We start from the raw sequence: 22,319 nt of genomic DNA on the forward strand, positions 1-22,319 counted from the left end.
GCTGTCACCATGGCACGACAGGGCAGCCGCCGAAAGATCGCGTTACCCCGCACGGCGTGTCCTGTCCCCTGCCCCAAGGCTGGCCGCGTACAAATCGCGCGCATAAGCCTGCCGGAACCCGCCGCTGCGCAGCACCGAAACATCCGCCTCTTCGACCAACCCGCCCTTGTGCAGCACGCCCAGCCGGTCACAAAGGAAACTGACCACCGGCAAGGCGTGGGTCACAAGGACATAAGTCAGCCCGCGCTCTTCGCGCAGCCGCACCAGCAGGTTCAGGATCTCGGCCTGTACGCTGACGTCCAGCGCGCTGGTCGGTTCGTCCAGCAACAACAGCTTGGGGTCCAGCATCAGCGCCCGCGCAATCGCCACCCGCTGCCGCTGGCCACCGGACAACTGGTGCGGAAAGCGGAAGCGGTATCGCGGGTCCAGCCCCACGTCGCGCATCATCCCCACCACACGGTCGGCATGGTCGCCAATACCGTGAATGCGCAGCGGCTCGGACAGGGTGGCATCCACCGTCCGGCGCGGATGCAGAGAGGCGAAAGGATCCTGAAACACCATCTGGCAATGACGGGCAAAAGCCCCCTGCCCCATCGCGGCGCGTGGCGCGCCATCAACCTCGATTGTCCCGCGCCAGTCGCTGGCCATGCCCACGACCGCACGCAGGATCGTCGATTTCCCCGAACCGCTTTCCCCGACCAGGGCATAGCTTTCGCCCTGCCCCACCCGGATCGACACGTCCCTAACCACGTCCTTGGTGCCATAGCGGACAAAGAGGTTCTCGATGTTCAGCGCGTTCATGTACCCATCCCCGCCGCCCGGTCCATGACCGGCAGAAAGCGCCGCGTCTCGTTCATGCGCGGCACCGAGTCCAACAGCCCGCGCGTATAGGGATGCTGCGCCGATTGCAGCGCCCCGGCCTGCAACTCCTCGACCACCTTGCCCCGGTTCATCACCAGAACCCGGTCGCAATAGCGCGCCACAAGGTCCAGATCATGACTGATCAGGATCAGCCCCATGCCGTTCTCGGCGATCATTTCCTCGATCAAGTCCAGAACCTGCGCCTGCACGCTGACGTCCAGCGCGCTGGTCGGCTCATCCGCGATCAGGATGTCCGGTTTCGGGATCAGCATCATTGCGATCATGACCCGCTGGCCCATCCCGCCCGACACTTCGTGCGGATACAGGCGCATGACATGTTCGGGATCGTGGATGCGCACCTTTTCCAGCATGTCCAGCACCCGCGCCCGCACCGCGCGGCGCGGGATGCGTTCATGCACCCGCAGCGCCTCGGCGATCTGGTCGCCCACGGTCATCACCGGGTTCAGCGAATAGCGCGGGTCCTGCATCACCATGCTGATCCGCGCGCCCCGAACCGCCCGCATCTGCCGGTCGCTCATCGCCATCATGTCCTGCCCGTCGAACCGCAGGTGATCCACGCTGACCTTGGCCGGCGGGCGCAACAGCCGCAGGATCGACCGCCCCGTCAGCGACTTGCCCGACCCGCTTTCGCCCACGATGCCCAGCCGTTCACGCCCAAGGTCAAAGGACACGCCCCGCACCACATCGACCGGGCCGCGCGGGCCGGGAAAGCTCACCCGAAGGTTCTTCAACTCCAACAGCGGCGGCATCAGCGGCCCTCCCTCTGCTTTGGGTCCAGCACGTCGCGCAGCCCATCGCCCAGGAAGCAAAAGCCCAGCGACACGATGATGATGGCAAAGCCCGGCATCGTCGCCACCCACCACTGATCCAGGATGAACGACCGCCCGCGCGAGATCATCGCCCCCCACTCCGGCAAGGGCGGCTGCGCACCAAGGCCCAGAAAGCCCAATCCGGCGGCGGTCAGGATGATCCCCGCCATGTCCAGCGTCACCCGGATGATCGTCGACGACAGGCACAGGGGCACCACGTGCAGCCCGATCACCCGCAGATGTGACGCCCCTTGCAGGCGCACGGCGGCGATGAACTCGGCATTCCTGAAGGTCAGCGTCTCGGCCCGGGCGATCCGCGCATAGGCGGGCCATGCCGTCACCGCGATGGCGATGATCGCATTCTGCAACCCCGCCCCCAAGGCCGCGACAAAGGCCAGCGCCATGATCAGTTTCGGCAAGGACAGAAAGACATCCGTCAGCGCCATCAGCACCCGGTCCACCCAGCCGCCGAAATAGCCCGCCACCGCCCCGATCAACAGCCCCAGCGGGGCCGAGATCAGCGCCACCATGACCACGATCACCAGAGTGATCCGCGCACCGTACAGGATGCGGCTGTAAATATCCCGGCCCAGCTCATCCGTGCCCAGCCAGTGCTCGGCCGAGGGCGGCAACAGTCGCGACCCAAGGTCCTGCCCCACCGGCGAATAAGGCGCCAGCCAAGGCGCGAACACCGCGACAAAGACCAGGGCCCCGATGATCACCGCCCCCAGCATCGCCAGGGGGTTCCTCGCAAAGGCCCGCGCGATGGACCACAGCTGCCCCGCCTGCGCCTGAAGCCGCGACGCAGGCGCATCATCCGTCAACCAATCCAGCACAGACATCAGCGGCTCCTCGGGTCAAAGACGCGGTACAACAGGTCCGACAGCCGGTTGATCACGATGAACACCGTCCCGATCAGGATCGTCGCGCCCAGAACCGCCGCCATATCCGCGCGCAACAGCGCCGTGGTCAGGTAGTTGCCGATCCCGGGCCAGCTGAACACGATCTCGACCATGACCGACCCTTCCAGCAGCACCGCATAGCTGAGGCCGATCACCGTCACCAATTGCACCCGGATCGGGTAAAACGCGTGTTTCCAGATCACCGCCCGCTCGCTCACGCCTTTGACGCGCGCCGTGGTCACGAACTCCTGCGCCAGTTGATCCAGCATGAAACTGCGCGTCATCCGCGCGATATAGGCAAGGCTGAAGAACCCAAGGATCGCGGCGGGCAGGATCAGATGCGACACCGCGTTGGCAAAGATCGTCCAATCCCCGGCCAATAGCGCATCCACTGTCAACAGCCCCGTCACCGTGGGCACCATGCCGTCATAGAAAATGTCGATCCGTCCCGGCCCCGCGACCCAGCCGAGGCCCGCATAGAACACCGCCAGCCCCACAAGCCCCATCCAGAAGGCAGGCACCGAATAGCCCAGCAGCCCCAGCACCCGGATCACCTGATCCAGCCAGCTGCCAGCCCGCGCCGCGGCGATCACGCCCATCGGCACGCCCAGCAGGACGCCGATCAGGATGCCCGCCGTCGCCATTTCCACCGTCGCCGGAAAGAACCGCGCCAGATCCTCGACCACCGGCCGCCCGGTAGTCAGCGACACGCCCAGATCGCCGGTCAGAACGTCCCGCACATAAATGCCGAATTGCACCAGCAAAGGGCGGTCCAGACCCAGCGCCAGCCGCGTCGCCTCATATACCTCTTGCGTGGCCCGGTCGCCCACCACGGCCACGACCGGATCAATCGGAACGACCCGTCCGATGAAAAACGTGATCGCCAGAAGCCCAAGAAAGGTCAGCCCGGTGACCAGAAGGAATCGCGCAAGTCCCGCGGCCAGAATTCCGGCGCGGGTGGTCACGGAATGGGCAGGTTCGGACAAATGCCCCGACAAAACGGCAATCTCCCTTGGTTAGCTCCGCAGAATGTACGCATTACGAACAAAAGTTCTTCCCATGTAAAGATCAATCTGCTTACAGTAAAAATATTTTACGACACCCGGCACAGGCCGGTCACGTGAAACCGTAAAAACCGCGCGCCAATGCGCGGCACATAACGTTCAACAGGAGGTCATCCCATGAAGACACCCCTCAGACTCGTCGCGGCAGCCCTGACCGGCTTTGCCCTGATGGGCGCCCCCGCCCAGGCGGACACGCCGCCCAATGTGCTTGTCGTGGCACAAAACATCGACGACATCGTCGCGCTGGACCCGGCGCAAGCCTATGAATTCACCTCGTCGGAATACATGGCCAATGTCTATGACCGGCTTGTGCAATACGATGCCGAGGATACGACCAAGCTGGTCGGCGGTCTTGCCGAGTCGTGGGAGATCGACGCGGAAAACCGCACCATCACCTTTACCCTGCGCGATGGTGTCAGCTTTCATTCCGGCAATGCGCTCAGCGCCGCCGATGTGATCTACAGCTTCAAGCGCGTCGTCGCGCTGAACAAGAACCCGGCCTTTATCCTGACGCAGCTGGGCTGGACCGCCGAAAACATCCAAGACATGGTGTCCGGCGACGGCAAGACCGTCACGCTGAAATACGCGGGTGATTTTTCTCCGGCTTTCGTGATGAACGTGCTGGCGGCCCGCCCTGCCTCGATTGTCGATAGTCAACTTGTCATGGCCAATGAGGTCGACGGCGACATGGGCAACGCCTGGCTGAACACGAATTCGGCGGGCTCCGGTGCCTTCTCGATGCAGATGTACCGCCCGGCCGAAATGCTGCGGCTGGTGGCGAACCCCGATTACTACAAGGGCGCGCCGAAGATGCAGCAGATCATCATCCGCCACGTGGCCGAGGCCGCGACCCAGCAGCTTTTGCTGGAACAGGGCGATGTGGACATCGCGCGCAACATGACGCCGGAACAGATCGCCGCCCTGCCCGAGGACGGGTTCAAGGTTGGCGTTTATCCGCAGGCGGCGATCCACTTTATCTCGTTCAACCAAAAAGTCCCTGCCCTTCAGCATGAGGCCCTCTGGGAAGCATCGCGTTACCTGATCGACTACAAGGGTCTGACCGACACGCTGCTGAAAGGTCAGATGGACGTGCATCAGGCATTCTGGCCCAAGGGCTTCCCCGGCGCGTTGGAGGATACGCCGTTCTCCTATGACCCGGAAAAGGCCAAGCAGATCCTCGCGGATGCCGGTGTCGAGTTGCCGATCAACGTGGAAATGGACGTGTTCAACTTTGCGCCCTTCACCGATGTAGCGCAGTCGATCCAGGCCAGCTTTGCCGAGGCAGACATCAATTTCGATATCGTTCCCGGAACGACCGCTGCGATCATCACCAAGTACCGCGCCCGCGAACATGAGGCGATCATGTTGTACTGGGGTCCGGACTTCAACGATCCGCATTCGAACGCCAAGGCCTTTGCCTACAACAAGGACAATTCGGACGACGGTTATGCCTCGACGACCACATGGCGCAACGCCTGGGCGGTCAGCAAGGAAATGAACGAACGCACGATGGCGGCCCTGACCGAAAGCGATCCTGCCAAGCGTGAAGAGATGTACCTGAGCCTGCAAAAAGACGTTCAGGCCAAGGCACCGTTCGTCATCATGTTCCAGGCAACGCTTCAGGTTGGCATGGATGCTGATGTCGACGGCTACGTCCACGGCGCAAGTTCGGATCTGGTGTTCTATCGGCTCGTCGAAAAGAACTGAGCTTTAACATAGCGAACGCCCTGTTAACCGCGGTCTTCGGGCCGCGGTTTTTTCATGCGGGTCTGGCATCGGGTCGGTTGACAGCTGTCAACAGGGCCAGAACCATCGGCAATGGTGTGAACAGATGCGCGCGTGCCTTCATCGACAAATGCCGCAGATAGGCACCGGGCGACCGGATCCTGTCAAAGCGTTGCAGGATACAGGCCACCGTGGTCGCCGCCTGTTCCGGCCCCATGGCCTCACAGGCATCGGCCCAGGTTTCGGTCTTTATCCCCATCATCGCAGCCGCCATCTGTGCCGCCCGGGTAAACCGGTTCCAATCGCGTAATCCCTCGGGATCATAGCTCTGCACTTCTGGGCAAGCCTCCCCGATCAGGCCAAGCGTCAACGCAGGCGGTTTCACCTTCTCGCGGGTCTTGGGTTCAGAAGTATCGGTATCTTTATTTGAATTATTATGGTGCCGCTCATTTTCGCGGGCACTGGCGCTCAGATCTTCTGTTGGCCTCGGCAAAAGCGGCTGTTCCTCGGGCTCCGGGCGCGGCAGCCGTGTGTGCAGGTCATCCCGCAGACAGGTCAATTCGGCATACAATTCGCCAAGCACGTCCGTCCGGGGTTTGCGCCGCAGGACGCGCTGAGCAAGGATCAGCCGGTCGGCGATTTCGTCGCCGTCCATCTTCACAAGCGTGGCCAGTCCGGTCACGTCGCGCAGCAACAGAACACAGGACTCGCGCAGCAGTTTCAGGTGCTCGGCGGCATCCTCCGCCGCGCGGGCGGCCTGGGCGATCTCCTCGGCCTTGTGCAGCAGCGGCGTCAGGTCAAAGCCAAAGGCCCGCCGGATGGCACCGCTACGGTCGCGGCGCGCATAGCGTTTTCCGTTCGGGCTGTCGTGACGGGCGATCACACCGGATTGGACCAGCTTGGCGATATGCCGGCGCAGCGTGCTTTCGGGCATGCCGTGGGCGCGTGCAGAAAGCGTGGCGTTCGAGGGAAAGACGATCAACCCGCCGTCGGGGTCAAGCGCGTCCTCGGGTAGGAAGGTCAGCAGGGCGTTCAGCACCACCAGATCCCGGTCGCCCAGACCATAGGCCTGCCGTGCGGTGGTGAGATCGCGAAAAACCTGCCATTTGGGCACAGCCGTCCGGTCCGTGGCGGCGCGATCAAGCGCCTCCAACAGTTGGCCAGCCGTGACCGGCCCACGCCCGAAGGGCGTCAGTGTCACTTGTTCCATTAAATTTTCACGGGGCAAAGATTTCCCGCCCGGTTTCACGAAACCGCCGTTGACAGCTGTCAACTATAGGGGCTACCTTGAGATTGCTACATAACAGGGAAGCCTTCCGGAATGCGTTCTGGGGGGCTTTTCTTTTGTCTCCTTGCCGGGTCGTGCCTCCTGTATCCTTGTTGTTTTCTGCTCGCCGGTCGCTTAGCCGCGGCCGTCTTCTTCGTCGCGCGTGGCTAGCCAGTCGCGGTGAAGTCTTTCGATGTTATCCTCCAGCCAGGTGTCGAACCCTTCGGCGCTTTTGCCGGCCAGTTCGATCCTCAGCTTGTCGCCTTTGCGGGTGATCTGACCCAGACGTTTGCCATCGGGCCGGGTCAGCGCGCGTTTCTGCGCTGCCGGGGCAGGGGGGCTATCCGGGGCGGGCGCGGAACTGGGCACACGCTTTTCCAGCCAGCTGAACAGCGCGTCGAACCGATCGTCGGATTTGCCAAGCGCGTGGGCGCTCAGCATGTCCAGACCCAGATCGGTTTCGATGCCCTGATCGGTCCAGCGCGTGGCAAAGGCCAGCCATCGGTCCCGCCCGACAGAGGGGGCGGCACCGATGTGTTCGATGATCTCGACGGGGATCGCCTCGGCCACCTGCAAAAGGCGCGAAATCAGCGTTTTGTCCGTGGTCAGCGCGTCGGCGATGATCTTGCGATCATAACCGGCCTCGACCATCTGCCGGGCAAAGTTTGCCTTTTCGATAAAGGAGAGATCGCGCCGGGCCGAGTTTTCCTGACCCTGCGCAAGAATCGCCTCGCGGTCGTCCAGATCGCGGATCATCGCCTTGACCGGCAGGCCAAGGTCGCGCAGCGCCAGCACCCGGCGCCGACCGTAAACGATGCGGTAGCGTTCGGAATCCTGCGGATCGGGGCGGACCAGCACCGGGACCTGCTGGCCATAGGTGCGGATGGACTCCATCAGCGTGGCGTGTTCGGCCTCGTCATGTTCGACGCGATCGCGCAACCCGCCTTCGATGATGGTGTTAGGATCCAGTTCCACCACCGAACGGCTTTTCAGGTCCGCGATGGATTGCGACACGGCCCCGATGGCACCCTTGGCATAGCGGGGCGCGCGGGTCTGCGGATCGTCAGGGGCAGGGGGCTGGGATTTTGCCTGATCCATCAGGCCCTGCAAAAGATTCTTGCGTGCCATCAGCGCCCCCATGCTTTCTGGATCAGATCCTGAATTTCGCCGTTCACCGCATCAAGGCTTTCGCGGGCGCGGTCATAGGTCGAGCGGGTGAACTGGCTGCGTTCGACCTCGTAGAGGGTTTGTTTGGTGATGCCCGCATCGGAAATGGCGGTGGATTTCAAAACCGTGTGATTCAGCACATGTTCCCCGAACATCGAGCGCATGAAGCTGACCATCTGGTTCTGTGGCCCGTCGCCCGGTTCATACCTTGTTATAACATAACGCAGCCAGTCATAAGACATGTCGCCGCCCGCCTCGGCCACAACGGACAAGAGGTTCGACGTCATCAGCAGGAACTGACACATGGACATCACGTCGAGCATCTGCGGATGCACGGTGACAAGCACCGCCGTGGCCGCCGACAGGGCCGACATGGTCAGAAAGCCCAGCTGTGGCGGGCAATCCATGACCACGATGTCATAATCGTCGGCCACCTGCGCCAGCGCCGAACCGATGCGGGTAAAGAAGGTGTCGCCGTCCCGGTTCAGGATCGCGCGGGGGGTGTCGTGCTCGAACTCCATCAGGTCGAGGTTGCCGGGCACGATGTCGAGCGAGGGGTAATAGCTGCGCTGGATCACATCGCGCAGCGGCACCGGATCGTCATAGCGGATCGCATCGTACAGCGTGCCGCCATCCATCAGGTCAAATTCCGGCTGATAGCCATGCAGGGCCGAGAGCGAGGCCTGCGGGTCAAGGTCCACCGCCAGAACGCGATAGCCGTCCAGCGCGCATTTCTGCGCAAGATGGGCCGAGGTGGTCGTCTTGCCCGACCCGCCCTTGAAGTTGATCACGGTGATGACCTGAAGGTGATCGCCCTCACGCCGCCCGGGCAGATAGGTGCCCGGCACCTTGGCGCCCTGTTCCAGATACTGGCGCAGGCCGACGATGTCTTCGGCGGAATAGAGCCGGCGACCGCCGGGGCCGGTTTCGGGCTGCGGTCCCTTGTCGTCGAGGCTGAGCTTGCGCAGGTAGGCGTCTTTGACCCCCAAAAGCGCCGCGACCTCGCCGCTGGTGAATTTGCGCAGTTGCTTGCGCGCATGCGGGGGGAACAGCTGGGCGCGATGCGCCTGCAACCGTTCGGAAAGTTTCTCGGCATGGATGCCGACAAGCGTATCGATTCTGTCCTGACTGCCCATAACCGCCGTTAACCTTGTTATTCGCCGCTTGTTGTTACGCTTCGCGGCGTGTTTTTCGGTTTATGGCGTAATTAGATGCCGCCATTCGGGGATTCGAGCAAGCCTTTTTATCCCCATCTTGTGGATAACTCGGGACTTTCCACAAGAAACACGGCCCTGAGACAGGATCGTGGGGCGGATTCCCGGTCGAGTCCAGAGCGCGGGGGCCTTGCTACGGGTCGGGGGGATTTTTCCGCTTGCGCGAGTCGGAGGGATTCGGCAGTGTTTCATTATGCGAACAAAAGTGCGTAAAATGATCGGATCGGCATGGCGCGACTGGGATTGGTGATCAACCCGGTGGCGGGATTGGGCGGTGCCATGGCGCGCAAGGGCAGCGATGAGCCCGATATTGCCGCCCGTGCCCTTGCCGAAGGACGGATGCCGCTGGCCCCGATCCGGGCCGCGCGCGCCTTGGACGCATTTTGGCAGACCAGTGGCGCCGAAGTCCTGGCCGGCCCCTTGGCGCCGAGCCGAACCCGTCTTGTTGGCCCAGGGGCCCAAAGCCACAGCGCCGAGGATACCCGCGCGGCGGTGGCGGCAATGCAGGGCGAGGTGGACCTGATCCTGTTCGCCGGGGGCGACGGCACGGCGCGCGATATTTGCGCGGCAAATGAGAGCGGCGTGCCGATCCTTGGCATTCCCAGCGGGGTCAAGATGCACTCTGGCGTCTTTGCCCGCTCACCGGAACGGGCGGGCCGTTTGGCGGCGGCTTTCCTGAGTGACGCGCGGCGGCGCACCGAACTGGTCGAGATCCTTGATCTGGACGAGGCGGCGCGGCGCGCGGGGCGGCTGACCGCGCGGCTGTTCACCGTGGCGCGCACGCCGCTGGACGGGCAGGGCGCCCGGCAGAACCCCAAGGCCGGCAATACCGACACGGTGGGCGAACTGGATGCCGCGCTGGCCGCCTATGTCGCCGGAATGCGCGACGACTGGCTGTATGTTCTGGGGCCGGGGGCGACGATGATGGCGCTGAAGGACCGGCTGGGCGGTGGCAGCCTGCTGGGCGTGGACCTTGCGCGGGGCGGGCGGATCGTGGCCCGCGATCTGGACGAAACCGCGCTACTGACATGGGCCGAGGGGCACCGCCTGCGGATCGCGCTGACGGTGGTTGGCGGGCAGGGTTTTGTCCTTGGTCGCGGCAATCAGCAGATCTCGGCCCGGGTGCTGCGGGCGGCGGGGCTGCCGCCCATCGATGTGATCTGCGGGCCGGACAAGCTGGCCGCGCTGAACCCGAGTGAACTGACCATCGACACCGGCGATCCCGGTCTGGACGCGGAACTGGCCGGATATTGGCCGGTGATGACCGGGCCGGGACGCAAACAGGTGATGCGCGTGGTCGCATAGCAACAAGAACAGGAGAGGACGATGAAAGCGCATCCATGGATGGCGAATTCCGGCGGATCGGCCAAGCAGGAGATGCTGGCCGCGCTGGGGGTGAATGATGTCGAGGCGCTGTTTGCGCAGATCCCCGAGGATCACCGCATGACGCGGCCCTTGGACCTGCCGCCGCAACTGTCATCGGAGGTGGCGCTGTCGCGGCATCTGGACGACCTGATGGCCAAGAACACGGTTTTCCCGGTCGGGTCCTGTTTCCGCGGCGCGGGGGCATGGCCGCATTACGTGCCCGCGATCTGCGACGAGGTGGTGGGGCGCTATGAATGGCAGACCTCGGTCTTTGGCTCGCCCACCTCGGACCACGGGCGCAATCAGGCCTGGTTCGAATTCACCAGCCAGATCGGCGCGCTGGTGGAAATGGATTTCGTCGGCCTGCCGGTCTATTCGTGGGGCTGTGCGGTGGGCCATGCGGTGCGCATGGCCAGCCGGATGACCGGGCGGCGCAAGGTCGTTGTTCCTGCGGTCATGGACCCCGAGCGCCGGATGGTGCTGGAGACCTATTGCGAACCCACGGAAATGGCGCGGCATATCGAGATCGTGACCGTGGCCATGGGCGCGGATGGCACGATTGACCGCGCGGAGCTGAAGGCCAAGCTGGAGGGCGCGGCGGCGCTGTATTTCGAGACGCCCGGCTATCTGGGTGTGATCGACGCCGATCCCGGCGAGTTGTGCGCTTTGGCACGTGAGGCGGGGGCCGAGGCAATCGTGGGTGTCGATCCGCTGTCGCTGGGCCTGCTGGAGGCGCCGGGCGCCTATGGCGCGACGATTGCCGTGGGGCCGACGCAGCCTTTGGGCGTGCATATGTACGCCGGCGGCGGGGTAGGGGGCTTTATCGCCTCGCCCGACGAGGAACGCTATGCGCGCGAATACAACACGCTGAACATCTCGATTTCCGAAACGCGCGAGCCGGGGGAGTTTGGTTTTGGCCTGACGCTGTTCCACCAGTCGTCCTATGGGATGCGGGACGAGGGCAAGGACTGGACCGGCAATTCCACCTATCTTTGGTCGCTGGCCAATGCCGCCTATATGGCCGCGATGGGGCCGGAAGGCTTTGCCGAGGTGGGCCGGTTGATCATGGCGCGGGCCAAGGCTGCGGCGGAGGCGCTGAATGCGCTGGAGGGTGTGGCGGTCGACCTGTCGCGCCCGGTGTTCAAGGAATTCGTCGCCCGTTTCGACAAGCCGGTGGCAGAGGTCAACGCGGCGCTGCGCGCGGCGGGCATCCTTGGTGGCAAGGACCTGACCGGAGAGCCGGGGATCAGCGGTAACGCGATGCTGGTTTGCGTGACCGAAGTACATACCGAAGACGACATCGACCGACTGGTCGCAGCAGTGAAGGAGGCCGTGGCATGACCGCCCCCGTCAAGGAGTATCTCAAGCAGTCCAAGGGCTTTCATTCGGCCAAATGGTCCGAGCCGGTGGTCATGGAAATGACCGGCACGGGCCGCCGCGGCGTGGTCTTTGACGATGCGCCCGCGCCCGTGCTGCCGGGCAAGGCCGCCCGCAAGACGGCGCCGGCGCTGCCCGAGGTGACAGAGCATGACGCGCTGCGCCATTATCTGCACCTGTCCCAGATGTGCCTTGGCATGATGGGCGTGTCGCTGTTTGGCACCTGCACGATGAAATACAACCCGCGCATCGGTGAGCGTGCGACGCTGGAACATCTGCGCGGCCTGCATCCGTTGCAAGAGGCAGAGACCCTGCAAGGGGTGCTGGAGCTATACGATAATTTCAGCGATTTCCTGTGCGAAGTCAGCGGCATGGACCAGTTCGTCTTTCAGGCGGGGGGCGGCGCGGACGCGGCCTATACCCATGCCTGCGTAACGCGGGCCTATCACGCCAGCCGGGGCGAATTGCAGCAACGTGACCAGATCATCACCACGATCCAGACGCACCCCTGTTCGCCCGCGACCGCCAATACGGCGGGGTTCGAGGTCATCACGCTGTCGTTGGAGGAAAACGGCTATCCCTCGATCGAGCAGCTGAAATCGGTGGTCGGACCGCGCACCGCGGCGCTGATGGTGAACAACCCCGACGACATGGGGATCTACAACCCGGACATAAAGGAATGGGTGCGGATCGTGCATGAGGCCGGAGGCCTGTGTTTCTACGATCATGCCAATTTCAACGGGGTGATGAGCCGCTTGCGTGCGCGGGAACTGGGCTTTGATGCCTGCATGTACATGCTGCACAAGACATTCGGCGCGCCCAAAGGTGGCGGCGGGCCTGCCGTGGGGGCCTATGGCTGTGCCGAACATCTGGTGCCTTTCCTGCCTGCGCCCGTGGTGGTCAAGGAGGGCGACGGCTATAAGCTGGACGAGGATCGCCCGCAGAGCATCGGCCGGGTGCGCGAGTTCTGGGGCAATGCCCCGCAGGTGATGAAGGCCTATGCCTGGGCCCGTGCGATGGGCGCCGAGGGGCTGCGCGAGGCGGCGGATATTTCGGTGCTGTCGAACAACTACATGGATTGGCGTCTGGGTCAGGCCAAGGGCGTGAGCCGGTCGAACCCCGGCATCGACGCGCCGCGCATGGAGATGACGCGCCATTCCGTGGAACAGGTGACGGCGGACACAGGCTGTACCGTCTTTGAGATCTCGAACCGGATGACGGATTTCGGCATCGACGCGCTGTGGTTGAGCCATGAGCCTTGGCTGGTGGCGGAACCGTTCACACCGGAGGCGGGCGAGCTGTGGTCGAAGGAGGACATCGACTATTGGATCGACGTGCTGGAACATGTGATCGGCGAGGCCTACGCCGATGCCGAGATCGTCAAGACCGCGCCGCATAACGGGCCGATCAAGGCGCTGACCTCGGCGCTGGACGATCCGGCGGTCTGGGCGACCACGTGGCGCGCCTATGAACGCAAACATCTGAAGCGGATGGCGGCGGAGTAGCGGATCGGGTGCGCCCCGCCGGGGCGGCCGCGCCTGCGGCGCGGTTGTTGGGGGCGCTGCCCCCGTCCCCTGCGGGGCCTCCCCCGGGATATTTCACGACAGAAGAAGCCCGGATCAGCGTGTGCCGATGCGGGCCTGCCAGTTGGCGCCGCCCCAGGCGATCAGGTGGATGAGGACGGTCTGTGTTTCGTCATCCACGGAGAAGCAGATCACGCCGCGTCGTCCCGAGGGGATCGCGCGGAGGCCCGGCAGGATGTCATCGCGGGTGGTGCCGCGATGCGGCGTTTCCGCGAGGCTGCGGGCACTGTCGCGCAACTGGTTCAGGATGGCGTTGGTGGTCTTTGGTCCGGCATGGGGCAGCATGGCGCGGGCGATGCCGCGCAGGTCCTGTGCCACCTTTGGGTGGAAACGGATTTGGTAGTTCACGCTTGTTTCAGATCGTCGAAAGCGGCGGCGAAGGTTGTTTCCTCGTCGAGGTAGTCTTTGGCCGGGGTTTCTGCGCGGTTGCGGAGCTCTTCGGCCACGGCGTCGAGCATCGTGGCGCGCAGTTCCTCGTCCTGCATCAAGCGTTCGAGGGCGGCGGCGACGCCTGCGCTGGCGGTGGCATAGACGCCCTTGTCCACCTGTTCCCTGAGAAAGCGGTGGTGGCGGTCGGTGAAGCTGAGCGTGGTCTTGACGGTCATGGTGCGGCCTCCGGTATGACAATATCATACCGGAGGGGCGGTTTGGCAAGGGCTCAGATGAAAGGTTCGAGCCGGGTGTTGACGACGATTTCCGGCAGGCTGGCCTGATTGGGCAGGGAGAGGACCAGTGAGACGATTTCGGCCACGTCGTCCGGTTGCAGGCGCTTGTCCTTGGGGGTGACGCCGGGGATGTCGGCGATCATTTCGGTGTCGATGGCGCCGGGGCAGATGGCGGTGCCGCGCAGGCCCTCGTCCCAGCCCTGAAAGCGGACCGCCTGTGTCATCGACAAAAGCGCGCCCTTGGTCATGACGTAGCCCAGCGAGGCGGAGGGGTCGCGGTAGCGTTTGGCGTCGGTCGAGGCGATGGACACGACGCGGCCCCTGCCTGACGCCTTGAGATGGGGCAGGGCGGCGCGGATCAGGCGGAAGGGGGCCTTGACGTTGACCGTCCAGAGGTCATCGAGGTCGGCCTCTGTGCCGCGGGTGAAATCGACCATCTTGAGGATGCCGGCGTTGTTGATCAGCGCGTCGGGCGCGCCCATCTGCGCCACGGTCGCATCGACCCAGGCCTGGGCGGTTTCGGGCGCGTCGGCATCGAAGCGGTGGGCCTGAAGCTGGTCCGGGTCGGCATCCGGGAAGGCCTGTGCCAGCTTTTCGGGCTGACGCAGGCCGACCGAGACGCGGTGCCCGTCCGCAAGGCAGCGGGCGGTGATGGCGGCGCCGAGGCCCCGCGCACCGCCCGAGATCATGACGATCCGGCCCATCAGAACAGGCCCTGATAGACGCCGCCGTCGTTGATGATGTTCTGACCGACGATGAAGCCCGCCTGTGCCGAGCAGAGGAAGGCCACGAGGTCGCCGCATTCGCTGGGATCGGCAAAGCGGCCCGCGGGGACGCTTTGGATGCGGTTTTCCACGATGGCCTCGTAGGTGGTGTTGCCGCGTCGGGCGTGGTTGTGGAGATTGGTGTGCAGCGCGTCCGTGTCGAAGAAGCCGGGGCAGACGGTGTTGATCGTCACGTTGTCGCGCACGGTTTCCTTGACCAGCGAGGCGATGGCCCCGGACAGCGCGAGGCGGGCGCTGTGGCTGTGGGCGAAATGCGGTTGCGGGAACTTGATGAAGCTGACCGAGATATTGACGATGCGGCCGAACTTGCGTTCGCGCATGCCGGGCAGGACGCCGGTGATCATTTCCAGCGAGGAAAAGAAATGCGCGTTGAACCATTCGTCCCAGTCGGCGCGGGTCCAGTCCTGATATTCGCCGGGGATCTGGCGAATGCCGGGATTGGTCACCAGAATATCGGCGCCTTCCCCTTTGGCCAGCAGTTCGGCCCGGCCTTCGGCAGAGTTGAAATCCGCCGCTACGGTGGTGACATTCACGCCATGCGCGGCGCGGATTTCCTCGGCGGTGGCGTCCAGCGCATCGGCGCTGCGGGCGTTCAGCACGAGATCCACACCTTCGGCGGCCAGCGAAAAGGCGCAGGCGCGGCCCAGCCCCTTGCTGGCGGCGGAAACGATGGCGCGGCGGCCGTTCAAACCCAGGTCCATGGGTATTCCTTCCTTGGTCTTTTCCGTCAGTTGGCGCGAATTCCGCGCCGTGTTCAACCGGGTTCAGGCCGCGTCGTCGGCGCGTTCCAGAATCCGGTCCAGCCCGCGATGCAGCCCGGCCAGCGCCTCGCCGCCCAGCGGTTGCAGGGGCGCGCGGGGGGCGCCGCCTCCGGGCAGGCCGAGGTAATCCATCGCCGCCTTGGTGGCGGGATAGAGTGTGCGGCCCTCGGTGATGAAGAGATTTGTCAATTCCTGCGCGCGGGTCTGCAGGGCCCAGGCCTGTTCGAATTCGCCGCGCTGGATCATCGGCCAGACATCCAGCAAGGCCGTCCAGACGTTGGGGAAACAATCCACCAGCCCGTCGCATTTGGCCAGCATGGCCGGCACGCCGATGGTGGAGGACGGCCCGCAGAACACGCGGATCCGGTCGCTGGCGCAGGCCAGTGTGCGGTGGAAATTCAGCCAGTCGCCCGAGCTTTCCTTGATGGCGACGACGTTTTCAAGATCGGCCAGTTCGTCGACGATGTCGGGTGTCAGGGCGTTCCCGGCATTTCCGGGGATGTTGTACAGCATCACCGGCAGCGGGGCCGCCGCGTCGATGGCACGGAAATGGGCGATGATTTCGTCCCGGCTGAGGTGGGCGAAGAACGGCGGCATGACCAGCGCGGCATCCGCCCCTTCGGCGGCGGCGTCCTGCATGGCGGCGATCACATCGCGGGGCGTGATGCCCGCCGCGCCAACGATGGCGGTGCCGTCCTTGCCGACGGCCTTGCGCGCGGTGGCGTAGATGGCGCGCCGTTCCTCGGGGCGGAGTGCCCAGAATTCACCGGTACAGCCGGCAGCGACGACGCCGGTGGCTCCCTGTTGCATGAGGCGGCGGATGTTGGCGGCCATGGCGTCGTGATCGACTTCGTCCCGCTTGGTGAAGGGGGTGGTGATCGCGGGCATGGCGCCCGACCAGGAAATGGAATGTCTGTCCACGGGGATAGTCCTTGAAAGAATTACAGGGGCGCCAGCGCGTCTTCGGCGCGCAGCGCATCGCAGACCGATTGCGCGGCCTTGCGGACGGTCGAGACGGCGAGGTCGATCTCTTCCGGGGTGACGGTGAAAGGCGGCGAAAAGCTGATCGCGTCGCCATTGGGCAGGGCACGGCTGATGACCCCGTCTTGCAGGGCGGCGCGGATGATGCGCGGCCCGACCTGAAGCGCCGGATCGAATTTCTGCCAGCCCTCACGCGAGGGACGGGCAAATTCGACGGCGGCCATCAGCCCCTTGCCGCGCACCTCGGCGACGATGGGCAGATCGTCGAAGGCCTTGGCCAGTGCCTGGTTCAGGTAGTCGCCCATGCGGCCCGCGCGGTCGACCAGGTTGTCTTCTTCGACGATGTCGAGGTTCGCCAGCGCGGCGGCGGCCATGACGGGATGGGCCGTGTAGGTATAGCCGTGGCCAAAGGCGCCGTATTTGGCGGCGGCCTCACCGGCGATCACCTGCCAGACCTTGTCGCCCACAAGCACGCCGGACAGCGGGGCATAGCCCGAGGTGATGCCCTTGGCGATCGACATCATGTCGGGCGTCATGTCCAGCGCCTGCGCGCCGAACCATGTGCCGAGGCGGCCAAAGCCACAGATGACCTCATCCGCGATCAGCAGCACGTCGTGACGGTCCAGCACCTCGCGGATGGCGGGGAAATAGCCCTGCGGTGGCACGATCACGCCGCCCGCGCCCATGACCGGTTCCGCGATGAAGGCGGCGACGGTGTCGGGGCCTTCGGCGACGATCATGTCGTCCAGTTCCTTGGCCAGCCGGGCCGAAAAGGCGGCGTCGTCCTCGTCGGGCAGGCGGGTCCAGAGGTTATGCGGCGCCGAGACGTGGCGGATCATCGGCAGCGGCAGGTCAAAACCCGCGTGCAGGCCCGGCAGGCCGGTCAGGCCGCCGGACAGGACGGTGACGCCGTGATAGCCGCGGTCACGGGCGATGATCTTTTTCTTTTGCGGCAGGCCGCGGGCGTTGTTGTAGTACCAGACCAGCTTGGCCTGCGTGTCGTTGGCGTCCGAGCCGGAAGCGCCGAAGAAGACCTTGGAAAAGCCCTTGGGCGCCTTTTCGATCACCCGTTCGGCAAGGATCGCGGCGGGTTCGGTCGCCATCGAGCTGAAGCCGTGGAAGTAGGACAGCTTGCGCGCCTGATCGGCCATGGCATCGGCGATGCGGTCGCGGCCATAGCCGACGTTGACGCACCACAGGCCCGCCATCGCATCCAGATAGCGCTTGCCACTGTCATCGGTGATCCAGCAGCCCTCGGCGCTTTGCGCCATCATCAGCGCGCCGCTTTGCTCGTGGGTCTGCGCCATGCTGAAGGGGTGAAAGACATAACGCCTGTCCTGATCGCGGGTCTCGGTCATGTCCGGCCTCCTTTTCTGTCGTGGTTCATTTGGACCGCATCGGGATCACCGAGGCAGGGGGTTCGTCGCGATTGAGGCGGGCGCCGTTTTCGGTTGCCTCGAAGAGATGCATGGCCGCCGGGTCAAAGCTCAGCGCCACGGACTGGCCAACATCCATCCGGCGGGTCGCTTCGACCCGCGCGGCGATGCGGCTGTGATCGGGCAGTTCCAACGTGACGATGGTTTCATGGCCGGTGTTTTCGGCCAGCCGCACGGTGGCGGGCAGGCCTTCGCCGGTGGCGATGGTGATGGCCTCGGGGCGGACGCCCAGAACGGCGGGACCGTCGCGCAGGCTGTCGACAAAAGCGGTGCGGTCAAAGGGCACGCGGTGCCCGGCGACAAGGAAATCGCCGCCATCGACCGCGCCTTCGATCTGGTTCATCGGCGGGGTGCCGATAAAACCGGCCACAAAGCGATTTGCGGGGCGGTTGTAGATCGCGTCGGGTGTGTCGAACTGCTGGACGCGGCCCGCGTGCATCACGGCGATGCGGCTGGCCATGGTCATGGCTTCCAGCTGGTCGTGGGTGACATAGACCATGGTCTTGCCCAGCCTGCGGTGCAGCTCGATCAGTTCGGCGCGCATGTAGCTGCGCAGCTTGGCGTCGAGGTTGGACAAGGGTTCGTCCAGCAGGAAGACCTGCGGTTCACGTACCAGCGCCCGGCCAAGGGCGACGCGCTGTTGCTGACCCCCGGAAAGCTGTTTCGGCTTGCGGTCCAGCAGCGGTTCCAGTTGCAGCAGCGCGGCGGCCTTTTGCACCGCCTCTTCGCGGGCGCGGCCCTTGATGCCGCGCTTTTTCAGCGGATAGCCGATGTTTTCGCCCACGGTCATATGCGGGTAAAGCGCGTAGCTTTGGAACACCATGGCGATGTCACGCTTGCCCGGGGCAAGATCATTGACCACCCGGTCCCCGATCAGGATGTCGCCGCGGGTCGGAAAATCCAGCCCCGCCAGCATCCGCAGAGTGGTGGATTTGCCACAGCCCGAAGGCCCCAGCAGGGCGACGAATTCGCCGTCATGGATTTCAAGGTCCAGCTTTTCCAGCGCGACATAGGTGCCAAAGGCTTTGTGGACGTTTCGGAAGGTTACGTTGGCCAATTCAGGCTCCTTTTTCTTCAGCCCTTGACGCCGCCGGCACCGAAGCCGCTGGTCAGGTAACTTTGCAGGAAGGCGAAGACGACGATCAGCGGCAGGCTCATCATCACCGAGGCCGCCATGAGCAGGGACCATTCGATGTTGAACGCCGAGATCAGCATGGACATCACGCCGGTTGTCAGGGGGGCGACCGCCTCGGAGTTCACCAGCACCAGCGCGTAGAGATATTCGTTCCACGACAGGATGAAGGTAAACAGCGCGGTCGAGATGATGCCCGGCAGAAGCTGGGGAAAAATCACGTCGCGGAAGGCGCCAAGACGGGATGCGCCATCCACAAGCGCCGCGTTTTCCAGATCTTCGGGGATGCCCTCCATGAAGCTGCGCAGAAGCCACAGCGCGTAGGGCAGGGCAAAGGTGGTGTGCGCGAGGATCAGGCTGAACAGCGTGTTCGACAGGCCCAGCGAGACCATCATCAGGTAGAGCGGGATGATCAGCACCACCGAGGGCAGCAGGTAGGTGAACAGCACCAGCATCGCCAGCGTTTCGCGCCCGCGATAGGTAAAGCGCACGAGGCTGTAGGCCCCCAGCGTCCCCAGCGCGACGACAAAGATCGTGGTCGTCGTGGCCAGCACCACCGAGTTGCGGAAGTAGCGCAGGAAGGGCGTTTCGCTCAGCAGGCGCCAGTAATGTTCAAAGGTGACGGTTTCGGGAATCCATGTGGGCGGGATGCGAAAGAGTTCCGTCTGTGGCTTGACCGAGGTGACGATCATCCAGATCAGCGGAAAGGAGATCAGCAGGACCAGCGCCCATGTGATGACGTTCAGAAGGACGGGGCGGAGCAGTTTCATGCCTTCTTCTCCTTGGTCTGGCGGATGTAGAGCACCATGAAGACCAGCATCACCAGCATCATGCCCACGGAATAGGCCGCCGCCTGGCCCATCTGGTTCAGGCCAAAGGCCTCTTGGTAGACCAGCAGCGACAGGGTCTGGGTCGAGGTCACGGGACCGCCGCCCGTCAGCAGGTACAGCAGGTCGAATTCCTTGAAGTCCCAGATGGCTCGCAAGAGGATGATGACCGTCAGGACCGAGCGCAGTTGCGGCAGGGTCACGTCAAAGAAGCGAGCGATCGGGCCGGCGCCGTCGATGCGGGCGGCCTCGTAGAGGTTTTCGGGGATCGTTTGCAGCCGGGCCAGCACGGCGATCACGACGAAGGGAAAGTACTTCCAGGCCCCCACAAGGATCACGCCGATCATGGCGTTGGGCATGGAGCCAAGCCAATCCAGCGGCATGTCGATGATGCCCAGTTGCATCAGGCCCTGATTCAGCGCGCCGTAAAGATCGTTGAACAGCCATTTCCAGACCAGAACCGCCACGACGGTGGACAGGAAATAGGGAAACAGCACAAGGCTGCGCGCCAGCGACCGGAACCAGATGTTCTGGTGCAGCAGCAGCGCAAGGCCGACACCGGCCACGATTTGCAGTGTCAGCGTGCCGACCGTCCAGATCAGCGTGACGCCCAGCGAATTCCAGAAGGCCTTGCCGGTCAGCAGTTCGATGTAGTTGTCCGCGCCGACAAAACCGCCCTGAAGCGTGGGCGTGTAGATCGAAAAGACGGAAAGGTAGATCGCCGCCAAAAGCGGGTAGACGATCACGAGGCTGAACACGAGGATGGTCGGTGCGATCAGCAGCACGCCAAGCCGCGCGTAGGCCCGTTCGAGGGGCGGCGCCGCGGCCTGCGGCAGGTTGGTTGCGATTGCGGTCATGTAACGTCCTGGGAAAAAGCGCCCGGCGGCACAGGGAGAAGCCGCCGGGCCGGAGTATGACGGGCCGGGGAGGGTCAGCCTGCCATGATCTCTTCGATGCGCTTGGCCGTGTCGCCAAGAACCGCATCGACGTTTTCGTCGTTCAGGACGACGCGCTGCACCATCTCGGCGATGACGCCCGAGTTGACGATCTCACCGGCCTTGACGTTGGGTTTATGCGCGGTGCTTTCCCAGCCAAGGTTGAACCCGTTGGCGGCCGCCGCGGCCATCTTGTCGACCTCTGCCGAGTATTTCTCGATGATCGGGTTTTTCTGGTATTCCGGCATCTCGGCGATGGTCGAGAGCACCGGCAGAACGTGGCCCGGCGCCGCGTGCAACTGCTGGATGTAGCCTTCGGGATCATAGAGGAAGGCGGCGAACTGCTTGGTTGCTTCCATGTCCGACGCCGCCTTGGGAATAAAGACCGAGGGGAAGTCGTTGAAGGTCCAGGGCGCGATGTCCTCGGATTTCGTCGGGTAGAGATCGCAGGTGACGTGATCCGCGATGCCCGGGTTCTGGTTGTTGACGTTGATCAACACGCGCCCGGTGTAGATGCCGGTGGCGCAGGCGCCCGAAACAAAGGCCGTCAGGCTGTCGCCCCAGCTGTAGTTGGTGGCGCCCGGCGGGCAGTACTGGCGCATCGCCTTGTAAAATTCCAGCGCGTCGCGGGTTTCGGGGCTGTCGATGGCCACGTCCAGATCGGGGCTGAACACCATTCCGCCGGCCTGATGGATCACGCCGATGAAGATCAGCGTCGTCATCGAGTTGCGGCCATAGGGCAGGGGCGCGCCGTAGATGCCGCCGCCCTGCATTTTGCCGCAAGCGGACAGAAGTTCGTCCCACGTACGCGGGTTCTTGTCGATGCCGGCCTTTTCCATCAGATCCTTGCGCAGCCAGATCACGTTGGCGGCCGAGTTGCCGATCGAGGTGCCCGCGTATTGGCCCTTGTCGATCTCATAGATGCGGTTCACCCCGTCGTAGAATTTCTCGGGGCCGATCATCTCGATCACGTCGTTGAAGGGCTCCAGGAGGCCGTTGCGCCAGTAGTTGGACACCGCGAAGCTGGGCAGGTGCGTGACGATGTTCGGGACGTCGCCGCTTGCAAAAGCGGCAGCAAGTTGAGGGGCATAGCCCTCGTCCGAGGTTTTCTCGAACACCACTTTGACGTTCTGGTGCAGCGCCTCGAAGTTGGCGATCTGGGTTTTGTAGGCGGCCAGCTGCTCTGGCGAGGACTGGGGCGACCACCAGCGCAGGGTGATCTGCTCTTGCGCCTGGATGCGGCGCGGCATGAGGGCCGCAGCGCCAGCCGCGGCCATTCCGGTCAGAACTGTGCGACGCGGCAGTCCCGCGTTCATCCGTTTGTTGGTGGTCATGTGACACTCCCCTGTTGGCAATGTTCGCATATCGAACATATGTTCGTAACATTGCCGATGCGAGACTCGAATCGCAAGTGTTTTTTGACGCGGCCCGCAGTTCAAACT

At 64.0% G+C, this 22,319-nt stretch carries 21 protein-coding genes; 4 read left to right on the forward strand and 17 right to left on the reverse strand.

Features of this window, described 5'->3' with window-relative positions; all coding sequences use genetic code 11:
* Positions 1 to 42: 42 nt before the first annotated feature.
* The 4 genes from KJP30_RS23855 to KJP30_RS23870 are packed head-to-tail and all read right to left on the reverse strand — an operon-like array spanning position 43 to position 3,558.
* The gene (locus KJP30_RS23855) at positions 43 to 801 is read right to left on the reverse strand and encodes an ABC transporter ATP-binding protein (RefSeq protein ID WP_218452055.1); all 759 of its coding nucleotides are present in this window, start codon (positions 799 to 801) and stop codon (positions 43 to 45) included.
* Positions 798 to 1,631 (reverse strand): ABC transporter ATP-binding protein, encoded by an 834-nt coding sequence (locus KJP30_RS23860; protein WP_218452056.1) that lies wholly within the window; start codon positions 1,629 to 1,631, stop codon positions 798 to 800. The genes KJP30_RS23855 and KJP30_RS23860 overlap by 4 nt, the downstream gene beginning before the upstream one ends.
* Complete coding sequence (locus tag KJP30_RS23865; protein WP_218452057.1) at positions 1,631 to 2,533, reverse strand: ABC transporter permease; 903 nt, start codon at positions 2,531 to 2,533, stop codon at positions 1,631 to 1,633. Before KJP30_RS23865 ends, KJP30_RS23860 begins: the two co-directional genes overlap by 1 nt.
* On the reverse strand, positions 2,533 to 3,558 hold the full coding sequence (locus KJP30_RS23870) for an ABC transporter permease (protein WP_343222812.1): 1,026 nt from the start codon (positions 3,556 to 3,558) through the stop codon (positions 2,533 to 2,535). Before KJP30_RS23870 ends, KJP30_RS23865 begins: the two co-directional genes overlap by 1 nt.
* Before the next feature lie 216 nt (positions 3,559 to 3,774).
* Between KJP30_RS23870 and KJP30_RS23875 the strand changes: the two genes are divergently transcribed.
* Positions 3,775 to 5,364: an ABC transporter substrate-binding protein gene (locus KJP30_RS23875; RefSeq protein ID WP_218452058.1), complete on the forward strand. Its 1,590-nt coding sequence runs from the start codon at positions 3,775 to 3,777 to the stop codon at positions 5,362 to 5,364.
* 52 nt (positions 5,365 to 5,416) lie between these two features.
* Here the strand turns inward: KJP30_RS23875 and repC are convergent, their stop codons facing one another.
* The 3 genes from repC to repA form a co-directional block, all read right to left on the reverse strand.
* Positions 5,417 to 6,592, reverse strand: a complete 1,176-nt coding sequence (repC, locus tag KJP30_RS23880) for a plasmid replication protein RepC (RefSeq protein WP_218452059.1) — start codon at positions 6,590 to 6,592, stop codon at positions 5,417 to 5,419.
* Between the two features lie 192 nt (positions 6,593 to 6,784).
* Entirely contained in the window at positions 6,785 to 7,777 is a 993-nt protein-coding gene (repB, locus tag KJP30_RS23885; RefSeq protein ID WP_218452060.1) for a plasmid partitioning protein RepB, read from the reverse strand.
* Positions 7,777 to 8,952 (reverse strand): plasmid partitioning protein RepA, encoded by a 1,176-nt coding sequence (gene repA, locus KJP30_RS23890; RefSeq protein ID WP_218452061.1) that lies wholly within the window; start codon positions 8,950 to 8,952, stop codon positions 7,777 to 7,779. The genes repB and repA overlap by 1 nt, the downstream gene beginning before the upstream one ends.
* 306 nt (positions 8,953 to 9,258) lie before the next feature.
* On the opposite strand from repA, the gene KJP30_RS23895 reads away from it, so the two are divergent.
* The 3 genes from KJP30_RS23895 to gcvPB are packed head-to-tail and all read left to right on the forward strand — an operon-like array spanning position 9,259 to position 13,277.
* Positions 9,259 to 10,335 carry an ATP-NAD kinase family protein gene (locus KJP30_RS23895; protein ID WP_218452062.1) on the forward strand — a complete coding sequence of 359 codons (1,077 nt, stop codon included), beginning with the start codon at positions 9,259 to 9,261 and terminating at the stop codon, positions 10,333 to 10,335.
* 21 nt (positions 10,336 to 10,356) lie between these two features.
* The gene (gene gcvPA / locus KJP30_RS23900; RefSeq protein ID WP_218452063.1) at positions 10,357 to 11,736 is read left to right on the forward strand and encodes an aminomethyl-transferring glycine dehydrogenase subunit GcvPA; all 1,380 of its coding nucleotides are present in this window, start codon (positions 10,357 to 10,359) and stop codon (positions 11,734 to 11,736) included.
* Positions 11,733 to 13,277, forward strand: a complete 1,545-nt coding sequence (gene gcvPB, locus KJP30_RS23905) for an aminomethyl-transferring glycine dehydrogenase subunit GcvPB (protein WP_218452064.1) — start codon at positions 11,733 to 11,735, stop codon at positions 13,275 to 13,277. The genes gcvPA and gcvPB overlap by 4 nt, the downstream gene beginning before the upstream one ends.
* Positions 13,278 to 13,391: 114 nt before the next feature.
* Here the strand turns inward: gcvPB and KJP30_RS23910 are convergent, their stop codons facing one another.
* From KJP30_RS23910 to KJP30_RS23955, 10 genes are all read right to left on the reverse strand, one after another.
* Positions 13,392 to 13,703, reverse strand: a complete 312-nt coding sequence (locus tag KJP30_RS23910) for a type II toxin-antitoxin system RelE/ParE family toxin (protein ID WP_218452065.1) — start codon at positions 13,701 to 13,703, stop codon at positions 13,392 to 13,394.
* Positions 13,700 to 13,960: a type II toxin-antitoxin system ParD family antitoxin gene (locus tag KJP30_RS23915; RefSeq protein WP_218452066.1), complete on the reverse strand. Its 261-nt coding sequence runs from the start codon at positions 13,958 to 13,960 to the stop codon at positions 13,700 to 13,702. Before KJP30_RS23915 ends, KJP30_RS23910 begins: the two co-directional genes overlap by 4 nt.
* 53 nt (positions 13,961 to 14,013) lie before the next feature.
* Complete coding sequence (locus KJP30_RS23920; protein WP_218452067.1) at positions 14,014 to 14,724, reverse strand: SDR family NAD(P)-dependent oxidoreductase; 711 nt, start codon at positions 14,722 to 14,724, stop codon at positions 14,014 to 14,016.
* Positions 14,724 to 15,506, reverse strand: coding sequence for an SDR family oxidoreductase (locus KJP30_RS23925; RefSeq protein WP_218452068.1), 783 nt, complete (start codon positions 15,504 to 15,506; stop codon positions 14,724 to 14,726). Before KJP30_RS23925 ends, KJP30_RS23920 begins: the two co-directional genes overlap by 1 nt.
* 63 nt (positions 15,507 to 15,569) lie before the next feature.
* On the reverse strand, positions 15,570 to 16,487 hold the full coding sequence (locus KJP30_RS23930; RefSeq protein WP_218452069.1) for a dihydrodipicolinate synthase family protein: 918 nt from the start codon (positions 16,485 to 16,487) through the stop codon (positions 15,570 to 15,572).
* Between the two features lie 20 nt (positions 16,488 to 16,507).
* On the reverse strand, positions 16,508 to 17,905 hold the full coding sequence (locus KJP30_RS23935; RefSeq protein WP_218452070.1) for an aminotransferase: 1,398 nt from the start codon (positions 17,903 to 17,905) through the stop codon (positions 16,508 to 16,510).
* 25 nt (positions 17,906 to 17,930) lie between these two features.
* Positions 17,931 to 19,040, reverse strand: a complete 1,110-nt coding sequence (locus KJP30_RS23940) for an ABC transporter ATP-binding protein (RefSeq protein ID WP_218452071.1) — start codon at positions 19,038 to 19,040, stop codon at positions 17,931 to 17,933.
* A gap of 17 nt (positions 19,041 to 19,057) precedes the next feature.
* The gene (locus KJP30_RS23945; protein ID WP_218452072.1) at positions 19,058 to 19,885 is read right to left on the reverse strand and encodes a carbohydrate ABC transporter permease; all 828 of its coding nucleotides are present in this window, start codon (positions 19,883 to 19,885) and stop codon (positions 19,058 to 19,060) included.
* Complete coding sequence (locus KJP30_RS23950; protein ID WP_218452073.1) at positions 19,882 to 20,799, reverse strand: carbohydrate ABC transporter permease; 918 nt, start codon at positions 20,797 to 20,799, stop codon at positions 19,882 to 19,884. Before KJP30_RS23950 ends, KJP30_RS23945 begins: the two co-directional genes overlap by 4 nt.
* A gap of 74 nt (positions 20,800 to 20,873) precedes the next feature.
* Complete coding sequence (locus tag KJP30_RS23955) at positions 20,874 to 22,211, reverse strand: ABC transporter substrate-binding protein (RefSeq protein WP_218452074.1); 1,338 nt, start codon at positions 22,209 to 22,211, stop codon at positions 20,874 to 20,876.
* Positions 22,212 to 22,319: the final 108 nt, after the last annotated feature.

The organism is Antarctobacter sediminis, assembly GCF_019218285.1.
In the GTDB taxonomy this organism is placed as follows: Bacteria; Pseudomonadota; Alphaproteobacteria; order Rhodobacterales; family Rhodobacteraceae; genus Antarctobacter; species Antarctobacter sediminis.